The following is a 23,858-nucleotide window of genomic DNA, read 5'->3' as shown; positions in this document are numbered from 1 at the left end:
CGTTTTACTCATCTTCTGCATGGACTTTCAACTCCTGACTCCGGCTCTGGTAGCCGAATTTGAGGCCATCGTGGGCCCCGAACACGTGCTCACTGCCCAGCGGGCCGAGGCCGACGTGTACGCCAGCTACGGCCGCGACCATACCGAGGACCTGCATTTCGCCCCCGACGTGGTGGTGCGCCCCGCTAACGTGGAACAGATCAGCCAGATTGTGCGTCTCTGCCACGAAAACCACGTGCCCGTAACGGCCCGGGGCGCGGGCACCGGCCTGAGCGGGGGCGCCCTGCCGGTTCACCAGGGGGTGGTACTCAGCACCGAGCGGCTCAACCGCATCATCCAGATTGATGAGCGCAACCTCCAGGCCACGGTGGAGCCGGGCGTCATCAATGAGGTGTTTCAGAACGCGGTGAAGGAAGTGGGCCTGTTCTACCCGCCCGATCCGGCCAGCAAGGGCAGCTGCTTTCTGGGCGGCAACCTGGCTCACAGCAGCGGCGGGCCCAAGGCCGTGAAGTACGGCACCACCCGCGACTACGTGCTCAACCTGCAGGTGGTGCTGCCCACCGGCGACGTGATCTGGACGGCGGCCAACACGCTCAAAAACTCCACCGGTTACAACCTCACCCAGCTCATGGTGGGCTCCGAGGGCACGCTGGGCATCATCACGAAGGTGGTATTCCGGCTGCTGCCCTACCCCCAGCACAACATTCTGATGCTGGTACCTTTCCGCCACGAGGCCCAGGCCGCCGAGGCCGTGTCGGCCGTATTCCGGGCCGGCATTATTCCCTCGGGCATGGAGTTCATGGAGCGCGAGGCCATAGCCTGGTCGTCGGACTACCTGAAAATTCCGCTCACCCTGCCCGAGGACATCAGTGCCCACCTGCTCATCGAGCTCGACGGCCAGGACCTGGACGAGCTCTACAAGGAAGCCGAGCAGGTGTACGGGGTGCTGGAAAAGTATGACGTGGGCGAAATTCTGCTGGCCGACAACGCCACCCAGAAGGACGAGCTCTGGAAAATCCGGCGTAACATCGGCAATTCGGTGCGCTACAACTCCGTGTACAAGGAGGAAGACACCGTAGTGCCCCGGGCCGAGTTGCCCACCCTGCTCAGGGGTGTCAAGGAAATCGGGGCCCGCTACGGCTTCAAGAGCGTGTGCTACGGCCACGCCGGCGACGGCAACCTGCACGTGAACATCATCCGTGGCGACCTCGACGACGAGATGTGGAACGTGGGCCTGCGGGAGCCCATCCGCGAAATCTTCGAGCTCTGCGTGAAACTTGGGGGTACCATCAGCGGAGAACACGGCATCGGGCTGGTGCAGAAAGGCTACATCGGCATCGCCCTGCCCGACACCAACCTCAACCTGATGCGCGGCATCAAGCACGTCTTCGACCCCCACGGCATCATGAACCCCGGCAAAATCTGGATCACTGATTGACGCTGATTAATCGTGATTTCGCTGATTTTTTCTTTGTTCTGAAGGATTGATAAGGATAGTATAAAAGAAGAGGGCCGTTCCTAACAGGAACGGCCCTCTTCTTTTTATGCCTGCTGAAAAAATCAGCGAAATCACGCTTAATCAGCGTCAATCAGTGATTTATTGCTGGTTCTTGAGCTCGTCTTCGCCGCCGTAGGGCGTGCCGTCGTTCAGGTCGCCCTGCAGGCCACCGGCGCTGCTTTTACCGGCCTCGTGCCGGGCCTGGGCGGCGGAGCTGGCCTGGGCGGTGCCGGGCGCCCCGAGCGGCTCAGTGGTGGCAGCCGGGGTTGCTTCGGATGAAACCTGGCCTGCTACCTCATTGGCTTTGGCGATGTACTGGCGCTTGGCCTCGTCTTCGCTCGTGCCTTTGAGCTTGCTCCAGGCGTCCCACTGGCCCTGGGAGAGGCCCTCGGGGCCGTTGGGGTTGTCGGGCGTATCGTCGCCCACTTGTTCACCTTTGGCATCGTGGTCGCCCTCGGTCGCCTGCTTATAAAGGCCGTACAGTTCGGTCATGTGGGCGGCAGCCAGTTCGCCGGGTAGGTTGTCAACGCGGGCGGCGGCGGCTTCGAAATCTTGTTGGAGGCTCATCGTAATGTATGTGTGGAGGATGGTGAGATGGGAGGGAAGCGGAATCAGTGAGGTTTGTACTAGCGCAGGCCGGGTTTGGTTGCGAGGGTGGATTGTAGTTTTTTAGCAACCCAAGTCCTGATAGTTCGTACTTTTGCCCGCCTTATGTGTGGAATTTCCGGAGTATTCGCTTTTACCGATGCAGGCCGCAACTCGCTGGCTTCGCTACGTGCCTCAACCGACGCCATTGAAAGCCGCGGTCCTGATTCCCAGGGGCATTTTATGTTCGACCGGTGCGGCCTGGGCTTCCGGCGCCTGGCCATTCTTGACCTCTCGGCCGACGGCAACCAGCCCATGACCGACGAGTCGGGCCGCTACACCATCGTCTTCAACGGGGAAATCTTCAACTTCAAGGAGCTGCGCCAGAAGCTGGTGGCCAAGGGACACAAGTTTCATTCCCAGACCGATACGGAGGTGGTTCTGCACCTGTACATGGCCGAGGGGCGCACCTTCCTCAAGAAGCTTAACGGCTTCTTCGACTTCGCCATCTACGACAAGGAGGAGGATTCCCTGTTCCTGGCCCGCGACCGGATGGGGGAGAAGCCCCTGCTCGTGTACCGCGACGAGGACAAGCTGCTGTTCGGCTCCGAGATGAAGTCGCTGCTGGCCCTGGGCATTCCGCGCAAGCTCGATTACGTGTCGCTGAGCCACTACCTGCAGCTCAACTACATTCCCGGTCCGGCCACCATTTTCAAGGGCGTGAAGAAGGTGCTGCCCGGCCACTACCTCTACGTGAAGGGCCAGAAAGTCGTGCGCAAGCAGTGGTACAAGATTCCCTACGACGCCAAGAAGGCCAACAAAAACAAGCTCACCTACGAGCAGCAGCAGGCCAAGCTGGTGGAGGTGCTGGATGAAGCCACCGCCCGCCGCCTCGTGGCCGACGTGCCCGTGGGCGCCTTCCTGAGCGGGGGCATCGACTCCAGCGTTATCGTGGCCCTGGCCACGCGCCACACCCAGCACCTGAACACGTTCAGCATCGGTTTTGCCGACGAGCCCTTCTTCGACGAGACGAAGTACGCCAAGCTGGTGGCCGACCGCTACAAAACCAACCACACGGTTTTCTCGCTCCGCAACCAGGACCTCTACGACCACATCTTCGACGTCCTGAACTACCTCGACGAGCCGTTTGCCGATTCCTCGGCCCTGGCCGTGTACATTCTCAGCAAGCGCACCCGCGAAAAGGCCACCGTAGCCCTGAGCGGGGACGGGGCCGACGAGCTGTTTGCGGGCTACAACAAGCACATGGGCGAGTTCCAGGTGCGCCAGGGCGGCTTCAAGGCCGAAGCCGTGACGGGCCTGAACCTGCTCTGGGACGTGCTGCCCAAGTCGCGCAACTCCTACTTCGGCAACAAAATCCGGCAGTTCCAGCGCTTTTCCCGGGGCATGCTCAGCGGCCCCAAGGACCGCTACTGGGACTGGGCCACGTTTGCCTCCGAGAAAGATGCGCGCAACCTACTCAGCCCCGCCGCGCGCCGCAAAGTGGGCAGGAAGCTGGCCGATAAGCGCCGCCGCGACCTGCTGGCCGACCTGCACGCGGGCGGCGACCTGAACGAAGTGCTGCTCACCGATACCAAGCTGGTGCTGCCCTACGACATGCTGGCCAAGGTAGATCTGATGAGCATGGCCAACTCCCTGGAGGTGCGCCCGCCCTTCCTCGACCCCAACGTGGTACGCTTCGCCTTCTCGTTGCCCGTGAGCAGCAAGATTGACGCGAAGATGAAGAAGCGCATCGTGCAGGACGCCTTCCGGCCCATGCTGCCCGAGGAGCTCTATAAGCGCCCCAAGCACGGCTTCGAGGTGCCCCTGCTCAAGTGGTTCCGCGGCGAGCTGCGCCCCCTGATCGAGGACGACCTGCTCTCGGACGCCTACATTGAGGCCCAGGGCATTTTCGACGTGAACGCCATCCGCGCCCTGAAGAAACAGCTCTTCAGCAGCAGCCCCGGCGACGTGCACGCCCGCATCTGGGCCCTGATTGTATTTCAGTGGTGGTGGAAGAAGTGGATGGTAGCCTAACCCGCAGCAATCCGCTTTCCGGCTCGTATGTCTGATTCCGTCCGCACGCTTTCCATCATTATTCCGGTTTACAACGAGGCCGCTACCATTCACCTGATTCTGGATCAGATCCGGGCCGTAGAGCTGATCGGGGGCTTCACCAAGCAGGTTATCATCGTCAATGACTGCTCCCGGGATGGAACCGAACAGGCCATTGAGCAGTACCGCGCCCGGCACCCGCAACTGCCGGTGCAGTACTACCGGCACGCCGTCAACCAGGGCAAGGGCGCGGCCCTGCACACCGGCATCCGGGCCGCTACCGGCGACTACCTCGTTATTCAGGATGCCGACCTGGAGTATGACCCGGAGGAATACAACGTGCTGCTTCGGCCGGTGCTGCGCGGGGTGGCCGACGTGGTGTACGGCTCCCGCTTCATCGGCGGCAAGCCCCACCGCATCCTGTTCTTCTGGCACAGCGTGGGCAACCGCTGGCTGACCATGCTCTGCAACGCCTTCGCCAACCTCAACCTGACGGACATGGAAACGTGCTACAAACTGTTTCGGCGCGACATCGTACAGAGCCTGCGGCTGGAGGAGAAACGGTTTGGCTTCGAGCCGGAAGTAACGCTGAAAATGGCCCGCGTACCCAACGTGCGCATCTACGAGGTGGGCATCAGCTACTACGGCCGCACCTACGCCGAGGGCAAGAAAATTGGCTGGCGCGACGGATTCCGGGCCATTTACTGCATCCTCAAGTACGGTTTGCTGCAGTAGCGTACCTTTGCATTTACAAATCAGTATCAACTGAATTTTACCATATGAAAATTGCAGTAGTAGGAACCGGCTACGTGGGCCTGGTAACGGGCACCTGTTTCGCAGAAGTGGGCATTGAGGTGACCTGCATCGATATCGACCAGCGGAAGATTGACAATCTCCACCAGGGTATTCTGCCCATCTACGAGCCGGGCCTGGAGGAAATGGTGTCGCGCAACGTGGCGGCCGGCCGCCTGAACTTCTCCACCAAACTCAGCGAGGCCATCAAGGATTGCGACGTGGCCTTTATTGCCGTGGGCACGCCGCCCGGCGAAGATGGCTCGGCCGACCTGAAATACGTCCTGGCCGTGGCCCGGGAAATCGGGGAAAACATGAACAGCTACGGCGTTATCGTGACCAAGAGCACGGTGCCGGTGGGCACGGCGGCCAAGGTGCGCAAGGAAATCGAGGACGCGCTGGCCAAGCGCGGGGCCAGCATCGATTTCGACGTGGCTTCCAACCCCGAATTCCTCAAGGAAGGGGCCGCCATCGACGACTTCCTCAAGCCTGACCGCATCGTGGTAGGCGTGGCTTCCGAGCGTGCCGAGGAAGTGATGAGCCGCCTCTACAAGCCTTTTCTGCTTAACGGCCACCCGATTATCTTCATGGATATCCCGTCGGCTGAAATGACGAAGTACGCGGCCAATTCCATGCTGGCCACCAAGATTTCGTTTATGAACGACATTGCCAACCTCTGCGAAATCATGGGGGCTGATGTGAACATGGTGCGCAAGGGGATTGGCTCCGATGCCCGGATCGGGACCAAGTTCATTTACCCCGGCATCGGCTACGGTGGCTCCTGCTTCCCGAAGGATGTAAAGGCGCTGATCAAAACGGCCCAGGAAAACGGCTACCAGATGCAGGTGCTTCAGGCGGTGGAGAGCGTGAACGAAGCGCAGAAGGAGGTGCTGTTCGACAAGGTGAAAAATCACTTCGGCGGCGAGTTGCAGGGGAAGAAAATGGCCATCTGGGGCCTTTCGTTCAAGCCCAAGACGGATGATATGCGGGAGGCTCCCTCGCTGGTCATCATTGAGAAACTGCTGGCTGAGGGCTGCACCGTATCGGCCTACGACCCGGTAGCCATGGAAGAGGCCCGGCATTCGCTGGGTGATTCCATCACCTACGCCAAGGATCAGATGGAGGCGCTCATTGACGCCGATGCCCTGCTGATCGTGACGGAGTGGCCGGAGTTCCGGGTGCCCAACTTTGAGGTAGTCGGACGACTGATGAAGCAGAAGGCCATCTTTGACGGTCGCAACATCTATGATGCGGCGGAGCTGAAGCAGGCCGGGTTTGCCTACCACTGCATTGGTATCCGTACGGCCCATCAGGAGCCAGTAGCGTCGTAATTGTCAGGTATTCGTTGTCAGTTGTCAGCTAAGCTGATGACTGACAACGAATGCTATGCATTCGAGCCTAACAACTGACAACCAACAACTAGCAGCATGTCTGATAAAAAACGCGTACTTATTACCGGCGGGGCCGGTTTCCTGGGCTCTCACCTCTGTGACCGGTTTCTGAAGGAAGGTTACCACGTGATTGCCATGGATAACCTCATTACCGGGGACCTGGCCAACATCGAGCATCTTTTCGGTAAAGAGGATTTTGAATTCCACCACGCTGACGTGTCGAAGTTCGTGTTCGTGCCCGGCAAGCTGGACTACATCCTGCACTTTGCCTCGCCCGCCTCGCCCATCGACTACCTCAAGATTCCGATCCAGACCCTGAAGGTGGGTTCGCTCGGCACCCACAACCTGCTGGGGCTGGCCCGGGTGAAAGGGGCCCGCATGCTGATTGCCAGCACCTCGGAAGTATACGGCGACCCGGAAATTCACCCCCAGGTGGAGGAGTATTTCGGCAACGTAAACCCCGTCGGGCCCCGCGGCTGCTACGACGAGGCCAAACGGTTCCAGGAAGCCATAACGATGGCCTACCACAACCACCACGGCCTGGAGACGCGCATCGTACGCATCTTCAACACCTACGGTCCGCGCATGCGCCTCAACGACGGCCGCGTATTGCCGGCCTTCCTGAGCCAGGCTCTGCGCGGAGAAAATCTGACCGTATTCGGCGACGGGAGCCAGACCCGCTCGTTCTGCTACGTGGACGATCTGGTGGAAGGCATCTACCGCCTGCTGCTGAGCGACTATGCCCTGCCCGTGAACATCGGCAACCCCGATGAAATCACCATCAAGGAGTTCGGCGAAGAAATTGCCCGGCTTATGAACGTGGAGTTCCAGCCCACCTACCAGGAGCTGCCCCAGAACGACCCGATGAAGCGCAAGCCGGACATCACCAAGGCCAGGGAAATCCTGGGCTGGGCGCCCCAGGTAGACCGCGCCGAAGGTCTGCGTCGCACGCTGGAATACTTCAAGGAGCACATCAATGAAGTAACGGCTGGCAAGGTTGACAACACGCCGCGTAGCTTCTAGAGACACTCTCTCGTAAATAATTGCGCCCTCCGAAGTCCTGGCTTCGGGGGGCGTTTTTTTATTTCGGTGACAAGGCAGCGCATCGGTGTAAATAAATGCAGGCCAGTAAGTTGTCCTGGCTTCTGGGGTCGACTGGCCGGGCCAGGGCATGCCGGCAGGTCAGCCGGGATTTTTTCAGCCGCTTCAGTATCTTGGGGAAACCTAAGAATGGCAGGCTATGGCACGGGTAAAACTGGAAGCGGGCACGGGCATTGCCGGCTTCAGCGGGCGGATTGGTAATCTGGTGTTCCGGATGAGCGCCGAGGGAACGACGTACGTTCAGCAGGCTCCGGCCCCAGGGTCGGGGCCCGGCAGCGCGGCCCAGCAGCACTACCGCCGGCACTTTGGAGCGGCCGCGCGCTACGGGCGGGCCCAGCAGGCCAGTGCCGCGGGACGGGCCTATTACCAGCCGTTTGTGCGTCCGGCGCGCTTTGCCAGCGTGTACAGCGTGGCGCTGGCCGATTTTCTGAAGCCGCCCCAGATAGTGGCGGTGGAGGTGGGCGCCTACCGTGGGCAGGCGGGGGAGCAGCTGCGCATCCAAGCCCACGACCCCTACGGGGTGACGGCGGTGCGCCTCGTGCTGCGCGATGCGGCCGGGCGGGAGCTGGAGCAGGGTGAGGCCGAGCCGGAAGAAGGCGGGTGGTGGAGCTATACGACCATCTGTAGCCACCTGCCCGGGGCTGTCCGGCAGGTGGTGGTCACCGCCCGGGACCGGCCGGGCAATGCGGCTGAGCTGGTGGTTGACCTGGAATAATGCTAATAAATGATACTGCCGGCTCCGGAGCGCACAGTAGGGATAGCCTATAGCGAGCCTGTACACAGTGCGCTCCGACCCCGGCGGCAGGGCGGCGCAGCTATACCGGAAACGTGCTATTTTACGGCTGAAGGTCCGTTGGCCGGGGCGGACGGGCTCAGAGAGGTAGGTGCGAAGGGCATAGCGTAAGGGGCTGCGGTACGAATGAACCACTACCTTTATTGTCCCGGGCGCTGAGGCCGGTCCACCCAACCTGATTCCAGTTAATATGGCTGAATTCGCCGATCCGCACCTGATTACGTTTCCCAAGCTGGGCGAGCCGGGCATCGGCTACATCTCCGTTACGGAGCAGCAGCAGCAGCAGCTGGTACCCTTTGGGGTGCAGCGCATCTTCTGGACCTATTATACGCCCGAGAGCATTGTGCGCGGCCGCCACGCCCACCACCGCACCGAGCAGGTGCTCATTGCCGTGGCCGGGCGCATTACGGTTACTACCGAGCTGGCCGACGGTACGATAGAAGTATTCCGGCTCGAAGATCCGTACGTGGGCCTTTACGTACCGCCCCGGGCCTGGCATACCATGCAGTACTCGCACTCGGCCGTGCAGCTGGTGCTGGCTTCGGGACCCTACGAGGAAGCCGACTACATCCGCGACTACGACGAGTTCAGACGGATATGGGCGGCGCAGGATAGCGCGGCGAGCTAAGCCTGCTCTGTCGCCGGTGGCGGACTACTGATTTTCCAACGGGATATTACAGTGGATTAGCCGGTTGAGGTGCGTCCTTTTGTGCCTGCCGCCCGAACGGTTTTGTTCAACGTAGAGACGCGACCCTTCGCGTCTCTACACCCGGTCGATGGCCGCATGGGGCACAAGACTGCTAGGGAGAAAAAGCAATACCAGGATACGTATGCAGAACCAGATGACCCCGATTAACCCGGAGTGGGTGGAAAGCCGGGCGGAACTATTATTTCGGCACTCACCTACTCATTTTCTTCGGCATCTGCCAAGCGAGTACCAGCAGGAACGCTACGGAACCGGGGCTGCGGCGCGCTTCGGGAATGGGATAGGGGAGCAGGTGCTGGTGGCCACTGATGGGAGTAGCCAGTGGCTGGTGCAGCACCTGCCCTGGGACACGGCGTTCTTTGGCACGGATACCTACCGGCTGTTTACGGGCCTGTTCGGAGCCGCTGCCACGCCCGCTGCGCTGGCTACTGCCGTCCGCAACCTGCGCCGGAGCCTGGCCGCCCGGGGGGCTTACTACGCGTTCAGCGTGGTGCCGGCCGAGGATCTGGCCCTGCTCCAGGCCCTGACCAGCGGCGGCTGGCAGCTGATCGAAACCCGGCTTAACTTCTTTTGCCCCGTAGATGAGGCAAGGCTGCCCGCGCCCGCGCCCGTGCGCCGGGCCCGGCCCGACGAAGCGGCCCACATCGGCCGCATTGCCGCCGCCGCCCGTAACCCCTACGACCGGTTCCACGCCGACCCCTGGTTTGGGGAGGCCCGCGCCGATGCGCTGCTGGCCCGCTACGCCGAAGCCGCCACGGAGGGCAGCTACGCCGATGCGGTGCTGGTACCCGACGTGCCGGACCTGCCCATCGATTCCTTTCTGGCCATCGGGGACACACCGGCCGAGGCGGGCGTGGCGGGCAGCGGCTCGTCGCGGGTGCTGCTGACGGCCGTGGGCCCGGCGAACCGGGGCTGGCACCGCAAACTGGTGGCCGAAACCGTGCGCCGGGCCGCCTCGCGGGCGTTACCGCAGGTGCTGATGACCACGCAGGCCACCAACGGAGCCGTGTTCCGCACCTGCGAGCAGCTGGGTTTCCGGCTGGGCAGCACCAGCCACGTGGTAGCTTGCAGCGGGAATTAGTAGCTTTGATGCCGGAGGAGCCACACCGGTTGGCTGTTTCCCTGGCCCACGAAACCGGCCGATACGGTATGATTCAGGCTAGTCGGCCGTTCCAAACAGAAGCTATAATTCAATGCAGGTTCCGTTTCTTTCCTTTCAGCCCCAGCACGCGCCCATTCGCGAGGAAATCATGGCCGCCGTCGGGCGGGTGTACGACTCGTACTGGTACGTGCTGGGGGAGGAGGTAACGCGTTTTGAACGGGCGTATAGTGACTTCAACCAGGTAGCGCACACGGTAGGCGTGGCCAACGGCCTGGATGCCCTGGTGCTGGCTCTGCGGGCCCTGGGCATCGGCCCCGGCGACGAAGTGCTGGTGCCCTCCAACACCTACATCGCCACCTGGCTGGCCGTGACGCAGGTGGGGGCCACGCCCGTGCCCGTGGAGCCCGACCCGGCTACCAGCAACCTCGACCCCGCCCGCCTGGAAGCGGCTCTCACGGCGCGCACCCGGGCCATTATGCCGGTGCACCTGTACGGGCAGGCCTGCGCGATGGGACCGATTATGGCCCTGGCCCGGCGGCACAACCTGCTGGTGGTGGAAGACAATGCCCAGGCCCAGGGAGCAGCCTTCGAGGGGCAGCTGACCGGTAGTTTCGGGCAGATCAACGCCACGAGCTTCTATCCGGGCAAAAACCTCGGGGCCCTGGGCGATGCCGGAGCCGTCACGACTAACGATGCCGGGCTGGCCCAGCAAGTGCGGGTGCTGCGCAACTACGGCTCCCAGCAGAAATACTACAACGAGGTGGTGGGCTACAACTCCCGCCTCGATGAGCTGCAGGCGGCCGTGCTCCAGGTGAAGCTGCGGTACCTGGCGGAGTGGACGCGCCAGCGCCAGCAGGTGGCGAGCTGGTACGACGAGCACCTGGCCGATATTGCCGGGCTGCGCTTGCCCGCCGTGGCCACCGGGGCCACCCACGTGTACCACCTCTACGTGGTACATACCCCCGTGCGCGACGCGTTGCAGCAGCACCTCACGGCCCGGGGCATCGGTACCATGATTCACTATCCGGTGCCACCCCACCGCCAGCAGGCGTACGCAGCCCTGCAGCTGCCGGCCGGATCCCTACCCATTGCCGAGCAGCTGGCGGCCACCTGTCTGAGCCTGCCTATGTTCCCGGGCATGACGGAGGTCCAGGTAGCCGCCGTCGCGGCCGGCATCCGCAGTTTTGCCGGCCGGTAAGGCCGGAGCGGTTTCCTGCGGAGCGCGCCAAGGTCCGAACCGTCTTCCTGTGGTCTGAATGCCTGAACGCTTTCCCGAGAAGAATGAAGCTGCCTGCCAGGTTGGCTTTTTTACGATTTTATAAACCTGAGTGCAACGAAGAACCCGAGCAGGGCTGTACCGTGGCAACTCAGATGGGATAAGGTCCTTCGCTGCGCTCAGGATGACGAACTTTTCAACTTTCCAAACAGCTTCAATAGCTATTGTCCGATGCCCAAGCTATCCGTAATCATTCCCTGTTATTACAACGAGGATAATATCCCGGTGACGATGCGCGAGCTGGTAGCGAACGAGGCCGGCTTTCCGGCGGAAGTCAGCTTCGAGTATGTGCTAGTCAACGATGGCTCGGGCGACGATACCCTCGGCGCGCTACACCGGGCCCAGGCCGCTTACCCGGGCCGGATCCGGGTGGTGGACCTGGCCGGCAACGTGGGTTCTTACAACGCCATCGTGGCCGGTATGGCCCAGGCCACGGGCGACTGCCTGGCCATCATCACGGCCGACCTGCAGGATCCGCCGGCGCTGCTGGTACAGATGTACGCCTACTGGCAGCAGGGCTTCAAGCTGGTTATCGGTAACCGCCAGGACCGGGAGGAAACCGGCCTGCAACAGCTTTTCGCCCGGGCCTTCCACGTGCTGATGAAGAAAATCGCGCTGCCCAACATTCCCGACGGAGGCTTCGATTTCGTGTTTTTTGACCGGCAGGTAGCCGAGCACATTATCGAACTGCAGGAGCGCAACAGCAACCTGTTCTACCTGATGGTCTGGCTGGGCTACCCCTACGTGAACATTCCCTACGTGCGCCGTAAGCGCGAAATCGGTAAGTCGCGCTGGACGCTCAAAAAGAAAGCCAAGCTGTTTATTGACTCCATTCTGGCTTTCTCCTTTTTCCCCATCCGCGCCATTTCGGTGGTGGGGTTGGTGCTGGGTCTTTTTGCGTTTGGCTACGGCCTCTACATTATCGGGCTGCGCCTTTTCGGCAGCCAGGAGCCGGAGGGCTGGTCGGCCCTGATGGTCGTACTGCTATTCGTGTCCGCCTTCCAGATGACGGCCCTGGGCGTAATCGGCGAGTACGTCTGGCGCGGCCTGGATGCAGCCCGCAAGCGGCCTTTGTACGTGGTGAAACAGGTGTATGCCAATCAGACAGAAGGCAGCGCAGTGCAGTAATATTCCGACTGCGTCAGCTTGCCTATAGCTACTACCGGCAGCAATCCAGACCGGCCTTCGGCTTCAGCTTTTGAGTTCTACGCCTGAGTCGGGGGAAGTAGCCTTAGCAAAATTTTTCTTACACATGGCTACCCCTTTATCCGGGTAGTACAGTATTTCCGCTTCGCGCATCACCTTACCCTCACGCAAGGTTGCCGATTGCCTTTGCGCACCAAGATTCCGCACCGCAGCTTAGTGCTTATACTTAGAAGATGTTATGGACCCATAAGCGAGCTTAGCGGGGATGGAACGTACTTGCCGTGCCTATCCAAGCGACGTCACGAACGACGAATGGGCTTTTTTACTTCCGTATCTCCGTATCTGTTATTGGTGCGGGAAGATGCTGGCCAGCAGTAATACCCGCTTCGGGAGTTGTTTCATGCCTTGCGCTACGTGGCGCGCACGAATTGCACATGGCGGTTTCTGCCCCACGATTAGCTGCCTTAGGCTACATGCTACCAACAATAGACCCTGCGCGGATCTTAGAAGCCCTGACTGAAAACTTACGCCAGGCATTAAGCTTGAGCGAAACGTGTGCTGCGAACCCAAGTGCCGTGATTTTGAATTCGTGCACGCTGCAGAGCATGCCTAAGAGCAGGCCTCGGGTGGGCTACGATGGGGCCAAAAGGCGCAAAAGCAGTAAATCCTCATGGCCGTCGACACGCTGGGTACCTATTATTCGCTGTCATCAAGCTCACCAATAAACACAAGAATTGCACCCCAATACACAAGATACAGCTCTTGCTCCTACTTTGTTCAAAAATTCGATAATGCCTTTGATACCGGCGCTGCTATTGCACAAGGCGCTTAGTTAACCTGCTTATATGGAATGCCAAGCGCTCCTTGTTGACAGAAACAGCCTTGGCATAGTAGTAAAGTTGTGCCAGCTTGTTTCCCTCTACTCCTTTTAGTTCGCTCTTCTCAAAATAGAGGTGCTCTAAGTAAGCTTCAAAGAACCGGGCGTAATGCTTAGGCATCATTGCCCGGTACTGCTGGTTTTCAAAAATACGCTTTTGATTTTGTGCTAACGACCGATGCGTTATATGTGTTAGGCTCGTGGCATGTCGGCGATAAACGGACATGATGCAGGGTAAATAATAAATAAGGCCTGTGCGCGTAGCCAAAAGCTGAAGGGTATAATCACCGCTGTGTACACCCGAAAACCAAGCGGGCAATGGCAAAGTCAAAGCGGCTTTTACAAATAGCATTGATGCACTAGGGATAAACCAGTGGTGGGCTACCAGCTTGTCCTGAGTGATACTACCTTCTGTTGAAGGTAGTACATGTGGAAATTGGCTGCTAAATACATAGTTATTCGTTGTACCGTCATCCGACAACACTTGTGCGTCATGGGCACAAAGAGTGCATTCCGGATGTGCCCGCAACGCCTCTACCTGCCGTTGCAGTTTGTGAGGGTCAGTCCAATAATCATCTCCTTCCAAAAAAGCAATATAGGTGCCGGTACAGGCATCCATAGTAGCCATCAGGTTTCTCATCACTCCCAAGTTATGTTCCGGTAGTAACACCCGGATTCGGTCTGGGTAGCGCTTCTGATAATCCAGCGCAATCTGACGGGTATTATCGGTAGAGCAATCCTCCCCGATAACGAGCTCTACATCAAACTCAGTTCGCTGCATCAAAACAGACTCAATAGCTTGAGCCAGATAGCTTTCGTGATTGTATGAAATACAACAAACACTTACTGCTAATGCAGACATATGAAATTTTGAATATGTTCCGACAAAACTACAAGCATGGTGATAAACTTGCAAGAAAATTCTTGCGCGTCGCCCCAACGCCTGATTGCCTACTTCAAGCCGATTCAGCAATTGGCAGGAGGTCAACGCAATAATGCGTGTCTACCACTTCGTGGAACGGCGCTGACGAAGCGGTGTAGAGATGTTTTGATAGGCTCAACATGACGTTCTTTCTGATGCTTGGCTGCGTTTGGCAGGATACTTAAGAAGCTGTAGTCCCACATCCAACTCAACAACTTGCTCATTGCAGAGCAACGCGTCCAATACCTTGAAAGGGACTCACTATAGCATCTTTACCTGCTCGGGGGGGATCAAAGCCAATCACATCAACTTGCTAAGCAATGACTCTGTTCTAACCATTTTACAGCACCAAGCAATAGCTTCATTAACCTTGCGGGAGCCCTACAAACTGTTAAAACGGGTGTCTGTACTGGATGGGCCACGGCCCGTAAGTATGGGGGGGAAGTAGTATCTAACACAAAACCCGTAACTTTGCCCGACCCTGAAACTTGAAAACTGCAGACTCTGCAACGAGTTTATGGCCTTCTGCCTTTCAGTTTTTAAGCAGGCACTTTCCTTATGAACACCGGAATCATCAGCTATTCATTTAATAGCATTCGCTATTATCTGACTTCAACCCAGAAGTACAAAGCCATCTGGATGTTTGGCTTGGTCCTGTTTTCTTCCTTTCTGGATGTCTTCGGCTTGGCGGCTCTGGTGCCGGTTATTATGGTGGCGGCGGAACCTGGTGCGGTACAGAAAAGCAACTATTTTTTTCCAATATATCAGCTCTTGGGCTTTGAGTCGGAAAAAAACTTCCTGCTTTTTCTAATGGCCGCCATTTTCTTGTTTTTCTTGTTCAAGAATTTGTTCACGACCTGGGTGAACTATTTGCAGACACGCTTCACCGCGGATATCGGTCTGAAAATTATTGATAGTCAGCTATCCAAATACCTAAACTTTTCCTACTGGAAATTCAGTGACACCGGTTCGGCTGCCCTTATGAATGCGGCGTTACAAGTGCCGGGTGTGTACGTGAGCGGTATTCTGCGGCCGCTGTTTATCTTCTTTTCAGAAGTAGCGGTTATTGCGGTTATTGTTGTCAGCATCGTCATTTATAAGCCGCTGCTGCTGGCTATCTTGGGGGTCGTCTTGGTGCCCACTACTTGGTTCATGTATCGGCTGCTCCGGACCCGGACCCAAGAAATAGGGCACCGGGTTAATACCCTAAGGCCGTTCTCTTTCAGCATCCTAAGTGACCTGTTTATAGGTTTTATTGAGCTCAAGCTCGCCAATAAACAGCAGGATTTTCGCCGAAAACTAATTGACAACCAGGAAGAAATGCAAAAGCTGGATGCGGAAGGCTACCTCTACAGCTTACTACCTATCAAGATGATTGAGATGGTCGCCATTCTAGGTGTACTCACCATCTTCGTCTACGCACTGTTCTTCTCGGAAAACTCTACTGATCTGATTGCGCTGGTTGGTCTGTTTGCTGCTGCTGCCTACCGTCTTATGCCTTCTGTGAATAGAATGCTACAGGCGCTGTTTCAGCTCAAGCAGGCCCAATACACCATCGAAATCATTAACTCCGAGAGCGACGCAGAGTATATCATACCGCAGCATCCGGAGCAGTTGCCGCTCATCTTCAATCATTCTCTCTCATTCGATGCTATTTCCTACAGCTTTCCCGGTGCTACCCAGCGCACACTGAAGGGGATTCAGCTCGACATTAAAAAGGGTGAGAAGATAGGATTTATTGGAAGCTCCGGTTCTGGCAAAACCACTCTGATGAATATCCTGCTCCGGTTTTATCTGGAGCAGGAGGGGCATATCCTTGTCGATGGTAAACCCCTGACACCTCAGTATTTACTGGCTTGGTATAAAATTATTGGCTACGTGAAGCAGGATACGTTCTTAATGGAAGCTTCCATCAGGGACAATATCACGCTCGGCGACACGGAGGTGGATGAGTTGCGGATGAAGTATGCAATTGAGCAGGCTTCCTTGACCGATTTTGTCGATAGTCTACCTGATGGATTAAACACCCATATCGGTGAGCGAGGCTCGAAACTGTCGGGCGGACAGCGACAGCGCATTGGTATTGCTCGCGCACTTTATAAACGCACGGAAGTACTTGTTCTGGACGAAGCCACCAGCGCCCTGGACAACGAGACTGAGCGGGAAGTAAACGAAGCCATCAGCAAACTGTCCAACACCGATATTACCATCCTAATCATTGCTCACCGTATCACCACGCTTCGTGAGTGCGACCGGATTTATGAGTTGAGCCAGGGAGAAGTAATTGCCACGCACCAATACCAGGATCTGGTCCGTCAGATCGTACAGCAGTAAATAGGTTACCTCAAGAGGTAAAAATGCAATTGAAAACCTATTTCCACACTTATGGGCATTGATGTTACGAAGTCGTATTTGCCTCCCTTGGAGGAGTACGTGGGCTACTTGGCTGGTATCTGGGAACGGGCATATCTGACTAATTCCGGGCCATTAGTGTTGGAACTGGAGCGTAGCCTCAAAGAATATCTGGGGGTAAAGAACTTGCTCTTCGTTAATAACGGCACAATAGCGCTGCAGATAGCTTTGAAAGCGCTAGACCTGAAAGGGGAGATTTTGACCACTCCCTTTTCGTACGTGGCCACTACTTCCAGCATCATGTGGGAAGGCAGCGTGCCCGTATTCGTAGACATCGACCCCAAGACGCTGTGCATCGACGCATCGCTGCTGGAAGCGGCCATTACTCCAAAAACAGTAGCCATTATGGCCACGCACGTATATGGCAATCCGTGTGATGTTGAAGCGATTGAGGCGTTGGCCAAGCGCCACAACCTGCGAGTGATATATGATGCCGCTCATGCCTTTGGCGTAACCTATAAGGATAATTCGGTTCTGAATCACGGCGATATTTCCACTCTGAGTTTCCATGCTACTAAGCTGTTTCATACGGTGGAGGGCGGTGCTATCATTACCAACGACGACGAGCTAGCGCACCGTATCAGCTATATGCGCAACTTTGGCCACAACGGACCGGAAGCATTCTGGGGCGTGGGGATAAATGGCAAAAGCTCGGAGTTTCATGCGGCTATGGGCTTGTGCGTGCTGCCAAAGGTAGATGAGCTGATCCTTCGTCGGCGCGAGCTGAGCGAGCGGTACGACGCGCACCTAGTCAGTACCGGCGTGCGCCGACCCCGCATTCAGGAGCACACAACCCGCTATAACTACTCCTATTATCCAACGGTGATGCCTTCAGAAGAGGTACTGCTAGCCGTGCGCGACGCCTTGAACGCGGCCGATATCATTCCCCGGCGCTACTTTTACCCCTCGCTGAATACGCTGGAATATACGGGCCACCAGCCGGCCCCGGTATCAGAAGAAATTTCGACGCGGGTCCTGTGCTTACCTCTGTATTACGAACTGACCGATGAGGAAGTGGATACCATCTGCGCCATTCTTAAATCGGCGCTACAAGCATGATACTGCTAAGTAACGACGGCAAAGCATACGTTTCCATTCACCCCTGATTTTCCTGAAATTCTAATAAAATAGCGATATGTTGGTAGTAGGTGCCCGGGGCCACGCGGTAGAAGTTCTTGAATGCCTGCCGCAACTACTGCCTACGGAGCTTTTTTTCTTCGACGACGTAACGCCAGGTCTTGATTCTGAGCTATTTGGACAGTTTTTGGTGTTGCAGAGCTTAGGCGAAGTTGCCCGACTATTTGAGCAGGATCCGGCCTTTGTGCTAGGATTGGGGGGCGGTAAGCTGCGCAAGGCTCTCGCGCAAAAAATGATCAGCCTGGGTGGGGTGCTCACTTCGGTTATTGCCCCTAATGCCCAGGTTGGCCGCTTTGATGTAACGCTGGGAGCCGGCCTGAATGTGATGCACCACGCCCTCATATCGAATGCTACCCACATAGGGGAAGGTACACTGGTAAATGCCGGCGCCGCGGTGCACCACAACGTAACGATCGGTAGCTACTGCGAAATATCACCTGGGGCGTGTATTCTCGGGGGAAGCAAGTTGCACGATCTGGTGCTGGTGGGGGCTAATGCTACCGTTCTACCCCGAGTAGTGGTAGGTGAAGGCGCCCGCATCGGAGCCGGAGCGGTGGTTATTCAGGATGTGCCGGCCGGAGCCACGGTAGTGGGCGTGCCGGGTCGGGTGGTACGGCAGGGCAGTACCGATGAATAATGGTGAACTTACTGCTCCGGTTGTTTTTAAAATTCTTGCCTTATGCCCACGTCAAGTGTCTGCTGTATCAAGTACAAGCACGAAAATTTTCTGACCCCAGTCATCGAATCGACTCTAATGCAAAAAACGGATTTCTCGGTTGGGGTAGTTATCGGTGAAGATTGCACTACAGATTCTACTCGTCATATTGCCCTAGATGTTCAGCGTCGCTATCCAAGTTGCATTCGGATATTGCTGCCGGAAACAAAAATTGGGGTAATGGGTACCTACTGAGTAGCCTAGAGCCTTGTAAAGGTACTCGTATTGCCTTGCTGAAAGGGGATTATTACTGGAGCATTCCCAATAAATTACAGTAACAGGTTGATATTCTGGAAAGCCATTTGGGCAGCACTACATGTATCCATGACGCGGAGGAATTTATGGACGGTAACTTTAGTCGCGTTATCGATTACATGCGGGGTGATAATGTCGGCTACTCAGAACCACAGAATTGTTGTCCGTAACCGGAAGCAGATATTTGAAACCGACCATTCTAAGCAAATGATTGATGTCCGGTATCATTATCGTTTTAACGAATTTTTGGAAGGTTTACACTTTGATTAAAGCAAATAGCTTAAAGAAGCCGAAAATATATGGAGTAGTTACCATAGCTATTATAAAGCTATTTATTTGGTGAGTTCCAGCCGCACAATAAGTCATTTGGAACAACTAGTATACCAGTTGTATAAAAAGCAAACAAAGAATCATTAGTGAGGTGACCTTAGTTACTATTAAAACGACACCTGATACTTCAGCCTGACTGCAAGTGTATGAAAACAGCCCAGCAAGAACGTGGTATAACGGTACTGATTTGTACCTACAACAGCACGTCCCGCATAAAAGAAACCCTGCGGGCACTGGTTCGCCAGAATTTCGATCCGGCTATATTTTCTGTTGAAGTTCTGCTGGTCGATAACGCTTCTACAGATAACACATCTGAGGTAGCTGCCGCCGAATTTAAGGCGTTGAATTTCCCTTTTCGCTACCAACTGCTACATGAGGCAAAGAGCGGTAAGAGCAATGCACTGGACTTGGGTTTTGCCACAGCACGTTACGAATACGTATGCATTGTGGATGATGATAACTGGCTCGAAGACAACTACCTCGCGCTAGCTTGGGAGGTAATGGAAGCCGATAAACAGATTGGTGCATTGGGTGGGATAGGCCGCCCGGTGTGCGAAATAACGCCCCCAACATGGTTTCCCGATTTCGCTGTTATCTACGCGGCCGATAAGCAAGCCGATAAGCAAGGGGATATTACGCGTCACCCCAGCTACGTGTACGGCGCAGGGTGTGTGGTGCGCAAGGAGGCATGGGAGAAAATCCATAAGGCCGGCTTCAAGTCGATGCTCATGGGCCGGCACGGCGACAAACTTACCTCCGGCGAAGACAATGAAATGTGCTACGCCTTTGTGCTGGCTGGTTACAAAATCTGGTACGATGAGCGCCTGCGGTTCCAGCATTTTATCCCGGCCCAGCGTCTGACCTGGAATTATGTGGAGCGCATCTTCGCGGGAAACGCCGAGTCGGAGGCCACTTTGCGTCCGTATCTGGATTACATCCGGGCTATGAAGGGTGACTCGGCGGGTGACAAGCCGCTGATTTGGTTGAGAAATGCCAGATTCTCCCTGCAATACGCAATGGTGGCAATGAATAAAATGCTCAAGAACAATGAACGCTTCCGGGAGGGAGAATCCTCGGCTATCCGAGCCCGCTTTTACTGGCAGCAGTTCAAATTTCTAGTAAAGAAAGAGCTTAGCGGCGACAAAAGCTACGCATTGATAGGAGCCTTTATAGCTCGTCTGCACAAGCTGGACAAATAGAGAGAGAGGCAACGGGGGGGCTTACGGGCTAAGCTCTTTGGATACTTGCAAACATCCTGATTTTCCAAGCAGGGTGAGTTTTTACTTTTGACTTTCACGAAGTGAACGGAATAACTTTTCTTATCTGCACGCATAATGGGGCCATGCGCCTAGCTGATGCGCTACGTCATATAGCAGCTCAGCAGGTGAGTGACGCCATAGCGTGGGAGGTTTTGGTAATCAGCAATGCCTCTTCGGATAATACGGTTGAGGTCGCCCACGGCCTGCGCGAAACACTGCGTATTCAGGTGCCGTTTCGCGTGCTGGAAGAGCCGGTAGCCGGTAAGGAAAACGCGCTGATCCGGGGCTTCAATGAGGCGGCTTACGAAAATATTGTCATCATCGACGACGACAACTGGATAGCGCCTAATTACCTGATGCTGGTAGATGAGATAATGAGCGCACATCCGGAAATCGGGATACTGGGCGCCCATGCCGAAGGTATGTTTGAGGTGCCACCTCCTGCCTGGTTTGAGACGTTCCAGGCGGTGTATGCTGTAGGACCCCAGAACGGTGGGAAAAGTGGGCCACTGCCGCCCCACGAAGGCTATCTGTACGGGGCTGGTTCAGTTGTGCGTAAATCGGCATGGCAAAAGTTGCTGGATCACGGCTTTCGCTTTACTACTTCCACTAAGCGTGGCAAGATCATCGTGAGCGGCGAAGACGTGGAACTAGGGGATGCCATGCAACTAGCGGGCTACCAACTGTGGTATGATGACCGGCTGCGCTTCAAGCACTTCATGTTTAAAGAGCGTCTGACCTGGAGTTATCTATTGCGGATAGGGCAGGGCACTGCTTCTTCCCAGCTGACGAGCATCGTGTACTATTTCGTCTTCCGCCATCCAGAGCTAACGGAAGGGAAGTTTCGTCAGCTGTACAATAAACGCTTGGTATGGCTGGTTATGCAGATGGCTAAGCAGCCTGGCAACCTATGGAATGCGGCGTTTCGCCGGCAGCAGGAAGACATGCCCAGTAATTTTGAGACACTTCGGCTGTTCTATAATTTTCAAACCTCGGTGAGACAGCGCGAAGAAGCAGTACGCGTGTTTCATCAGATCAGTGAACTGCGTAATCGACTTGCTGGTAAATAATTCACCTGATTTCAGTAGAAACTATGGAAGATACATCTCTACTACACACAGAACTTGAGAGCATGCACATTGCAATAGCTTTTGATGAAAACTATATAACACCAGTTTATGTGCTACTTGCATCTATTTTCGAAAATAATGCAAATGAATCAATACTCATTCACGCTATCGTGACCGGAGTGACCGATAAACAAAAGATTGAGTTAAAAGAATATACATTTAAATTTGGCAGCTCAATTTATTTCTATGGTCTTGAGGAGGGCTTTGCTAATGATTTTGCTCTGCCAAAATCATTATGGTGGACACCATCTGTGTACTACAGAATAATGTTTCCAACTCTATTGCCGATTCAGGTCGATAAATTTCTATACCTGGATACTGATATTGTTATTATTGGCAAATTAAGGACCCTGTATGAGGAGGATGTTAAGAATGTTACTATAGCTGCAGCATGTGACTTTGTAGATGCAAGGCCTGAGCTTGGAATTATGAAGCCTAATAGTTACTTTAATTCAGGCGTAATGCTGGTTAACAGGCGTAGTTGGGTTGAAAAAAATATTGCAGAAAAATGTATAGACTTTATCAAAAATAATCCAGAGAAACTGCTTTATGTAGATCAGGATGCTTTGAATGCAGTGCTGATAAACGATTGGAATAGATTGGATTATAGATTTAATTTTATGTTTCAGGAAAAACACGCGCTTATTCCCATGAGGGAGGCAAGGAAGCAATTAGAGAATGTTGTTGTGTTGCATTTTACCACCCAGCATAAGCCATGGTCGGTCCTGAATAGAAATCGTTTCAGATTTCTTTATTTCAAATATCTTAAAAAGATACCAAGGAAGTATCGGAATCGATATAACGACTTTTCTTGGAACAGACATAGAATTCGGGAAACAATTGAAATAAGGCTGAGCGAATGGTCGGTAGATTATTCAACTCTAGTGTCAGGCTGGCGAAGGAAGTGAGGTGGGAGAAAAGATTTATATCAGTTTCGTGAACGGTGTATCCATTTGTAAAAACGCATACTTGCGTTTCGGCGTTGAACCAAGACGTGACAACGGCGCGGGTATTGAGACGCACATTTACGTCTCAACATCAGACGGATACACTGTTCACGAAGCCTCTATAGTGATTTCATGAAATATACATATTGATATTCTTAGCCTTAGGATGCATAATGTATGATATAATGTGCCGTCTGTGAAACCTTTGTAGTTCATGTTGAAGAAATTGGTTGATCTTGTAACAGCTAAGCTGTCCAGAGCGCTGCCAGTTTGGGAGGCGAGTGATGTAACTGTAGTTTCTGCTGAAGCTGCTGCCCATCACTATACCCTGCCAGGTAATATCGAATCAATGGCAAAGGAGGTTGCTGATCATTATAGAAAAATGGTCAACACTGCGCCAAAGTCGATAGCTGCTTTACATTTGTATACGGTTGCCCATGCCCACGTTTCCTGGCATGGGGCTGTATTCAATAACCTTCGACTTTTCAAACCGGAGATGTCTCCGGACACCGATGGCTTCTTCAGGAACAGCTTTCTGCTGAATCAATGGCTGCGGCCGAAGCGAATTCGCCGCTATGAGCAAGCCGCATTGGTTTATGATATCTGGTCGGCTCAGAACTATTATCATTGGCTCGTTGAATCATTGCCTCGGTTACTGGTTTTACGCAAATACTATCCAACCGTAGGATTGCTAATACCCGATCCAGCACCTTCCTTTATCAAAGCGACTGCCTCACTCCTAGGGTTTGAGAATTTCATCCCGGTTAAAAAAAACGAGATAGCACAAGTCAGCTCCCTGATCATTCCGGAGAAAAGGCCTTATCTGGAGATGGCGCTCAAGGACACCAGTAGGCAGTATGAATTCAGTTTGATCAGGGTACGTGACGAATTAATGCGTCAGTTTAATAAGCCCAGCGGTTTGCCGCACCGGCGTATTTATGTCTCGCGTGCGAAGCAGTCGGTACGCCGGGTTTCCAATGAGGCGGCAGTTGAGCAGGTACTGAGCAAGTACAAATTCGAGACGGTCTTTTTTGAAGATCTGAGCTTTCAGCAGCAGGTGGAGCTGATGGGCGAAACCGCAGTATTGGTGGGGCTACATGGCGCTAACCTGACCAACCTGATGTTTCTGCAGGCAGGCGCAAAAGTCGTGGAGCTTATCAATCTTGACTCAGAGAAATACTTGTTTTATTTTTTCCTGGCGTCATATTTTAATATTTCTTACTACGCTGCGCCCTGTCGCTCGGCTACTGGTGATGTGAACAACCAGGTAGACGTGGTGGTGAATTCAGAGGAGTTGGAGTCAGTAATCGTTGCAGCGCTTTCTGGACAGAGCGTCACGGGCTTTGCCTAGTAGTTGATACTAGCTTATGCTGAGCTGTTTAAGAGCGGGAGCAAGCAACGAGTGGAAGTAGGAACCAAGGTAAGAGAGCGT

Annotated in this window: 19 protein-coding genes; 17 read left to right on the top strand and 2 right to left on the bottom strand. The window is 55.1% G+C overall.

Annotation, left to right across the window (positions count from 1 at the left end; translation table 11 throughout):
• The first annotated feature begins 19 nt into the window (after nt 1-19).
• Nucleotides 20-1,438 (top strand): FAD-binding oxidoreductase, encoded by a 1,419-nt coding sequence (locus KLP40_RS12420; protein ID WP_215594107.1) that lies wholly within the window; start codon nt 20-22, stop codon nt 1,436-1,438.
• 159 nt (nt 1,439-1,597) lie between these two features.
• Here KLP40_RS12420 and KLP40_RS12415 read toward each other — a convergent pair whose 3' ends face one another.
• Complete coding sequence (locus KLP40_RS12415; RefSeq protein WP_215594106.1) at nt 1,598-2,065, bottom strand: acyl-CoA-binding protein; 468 nt, start codon at nt 2,063-2,065, stop codon at nt 1,598-1,600.
• A gap of 144 nt (nt 2,066-2,209) precedes the next feature.
• On the opposite strand from KLP40_RS12415, the gene asnB reads away from it, so the two are divergent.
• From asnB to KLP40_RS12370, 9 genes are all read left to right on the top strand, one after another.
• A complete protein-coding gene (gene asnB / locus KLP40_RS12410; RefSeq protein WP_215594105.1) occupies nt 2,210-4,117 on the top strand; it encodes an asparagine synthase (glutamine-hydrolyzing) in 1,908 nt (635 codons plus the stop codon).
• A gap of 27 nt (nt 4,118-4,144) precedes the next feature.
• Nucleotides 4,145-4,870 carry a glycosyltransferase family 2 protein gene (locus KLP40_RS12405; protein ID WP_215594104.1) on the top strand — a complete coding sequence of 242 codons (726 nt, stop codon included), beginning with the start codon at nt 4,145-4,147 and terminating at the stop codon, nt 4,868-4,870.
• A gap of 44 nt (nt 4,871-4,914) precedes the next feature.
• A complete protein-coding gene (locus KLP40_RS12400) occupies nt 4,915-6,258 on the top strand; it encodes a UDP-glucose dehydrogenase family protein (protein WP_215594103.1) in 1,344 nt (447 codons plus the stop codon).
• A gap of 96 nt (nt 6,259-6,354) precedes the next feature.
• Nucleotides 6,355-7,341 (top strand): UDP-glucuronic acid decarboxylase family protein, encoded by a 987-nt coding sequence (locus KLP40_RS12395; RefSeq protein ID WP_215594102.1) that lies wholly within the window; start codon nt 6,355-6,357, stop codon nt 7,339-7,341.
• Between the two features lie 217 nt (nt 7,342-7,558).
• Nucleotides 7,559-8,134 (top strand): hypothetical protein, encoded by a 576-nt coding sequence (locus KLP40_RS12390; protein WP_215594101.1) that lies wholly within the window; start codon nt 7,559-7,561, stop codon nt 8,132-8,134.
• Nucleotides 8,135-8,402: 268 nt separating this feature from the next.
• Entirely contained in the window at nt 8,403-8,840 is a 438-nt protein-coding gene (locus KLP40_RS12385; RefSeq protein ID WP_215594100.1) for a sugar 3,4-ketoisomerase, read from the top strand.
• Nucleotides 8,841-9,042: 202 nt separating this feature from the next.
• A complete protein-coding gene (locus KLP40_RS12380) occupies nt 9,043-9,999 on the top strand; it encodes a GNAT family protein (protein WP_215594099.1) in 957 nt (318 codons plus the stop codon).
• Nucleotides 10,000-10,111: 112 nt separating this feature from the next.
• On the top strand, nt 10,112-11,218 hold the full coding sequence (locus KLP40_RS12375; protein ID WP_215594098.1) for a DegT/DnrJ/EryC1/StrS family aminotransferase: 1,107 nt from the start codon (nt 10,112-10,114) through the stop codon (nt 11,216-11,218).
• Between the two features lie 249 nt (nt 11,219-11,467).
• A complete protein-coding gene (locus KLP40_RS12370; RefSeq protein WP_215594097.1) occupies nt 11,468-12,424 on the top strand; it encodes a glycosyltransferase family 2 protein in 957 nt (318 codons plus the stop codon).
• 830 nt (nt 12,425-13,254) lie between these two features.
• Here the strand turns inward: KLP40_RS12370 and KLP40_RS12365 are convergent.
• A complete protein-coding gene (locus KLP40_RS12365; protein WP_215594096.1) occupies nt 13,255-14,292 on the bottom strand; it encodes a glycosyltransferase in 1,038 nt (345 codons plus the stop codon).
• Between the two features lie 507 nt (nt 14,293-14,799).
• On the opposite strand from KLP40_RS12365, the gene KLP40_RS12360 reads away from it, so the two are divergent.
• The 7 genes from KLP40_RS12360 to KLP40_RS12330 all read left to right on the top strand — a co-directional run bounded on the left by KLP40_RS12360 (nt 14,800) and on the right by KLP40_RS12330 (nt 23,777).
• Nucleotides 14,800-16,575 carry an ABC transporter ATP-binding protein gene (locus KLP40_RS12360; RefSeq protein WP_215594095.1) on the top strand — a complete coding sequence of 592 codons (1,776 nt, stop codon included), beginning with the start codon at nt 14,800-14,802 and terminating at the stop codon, nt 16,573-16,575.
• A 51-nt stretch (nt 16,576-16,626) separates the two neighbouring features.
• Nucleotides 16,627-17,712 (top strand): DegT/DnrJ/EryC1/StrS family aminotransferase, encoded by a 1,086-nt coding sequence (locus KLP40_RS12355; protein ID WP_215594094.1) that lies wholly within the window; start codon nt 16,627-16,629, stop codon nt 17,710-17,712.
• A gap of 76 nt (nt 17,713-17,788) precedes the next feature.
• Nucleotides 17,789-18,427 (top strand): NeuD/PglB/VioB family sugar acetyltransferase, encoded by a 639-nt coding sequence (locus KLP40_RS12350; protein WP_215594093.1) that lies wholly within the window; start codon nt 17,789-17,791, stop codon nt 18,425-18,427.
• Between the two features lie 809 nt (nt 18,428-19,236).
• The gene (locus KLP40_RS12345; RefSeq protein ID WP_215594092.1) at nt 19,237-20,289 is read left to right on the top strand and encodes a glycosyltransferase; all 1,053 of its coding nucleotides are present in this window, start codon (nt 19,237-19,239) and stop codon (nt 20,287-20,289) included.
• Nucleotides 20,290-20,390: 101 nt separating this feature from the next.
• Nucleotides 20,391-21,419 carry a glycosyltransferase gene (locus KLP40_RS12340; RefSeq protein WP_317196771.1) on the top strand — a complete coding sequence of 343 codons (1,029 nt, stop codon included), beginning with the start codon at nt 20,391-20,393 and terminating at the stop codon, nt 21,417-21,419.
• Nucleotides 21,420-21,442: 23 nt separating this feature from the next.
• On the top strand, nt 21,443-22,387 hold the full coding sequence (locus KLP40_RS12335; RefSeq protein ID WP_215594090.1) for a glycosyltransferase family 8 protein: 945 nt from the start codon (nt 21,443-21,445) through the stop codon (nt 22,385-22,387).
• Nucleotides 22,388-22,640: 253 nt separating this feature from the next.
• Nucleotides 22,641-23,777 (top strand): glycosyltransferase family 61 protein, encoded by a 1,137-nt coding sequence (locus KLP40_RS12330; protein WP_215594089.1) that lies wholly within the window; start codon nt 22,641-22,643, stop codon nt 23,775-23,777.
• Nucleotides 23,778-23,858 lie beyond the last annotated feature (81 nt).

The organism is Hymenobacter piscis (assembly GCF_018760735.1).
Classification (GTDB): Bacteria; Bacteroidota; Bacteroidia; order Cytophagales; family Hymenobacteraceae; genus Hymenobacter; species Hymenobacter piscis.
Note: the sequence above shows the minus strand (reverse complement) of the source record. Positions and strands in the feature narration are given on the sequence as shown.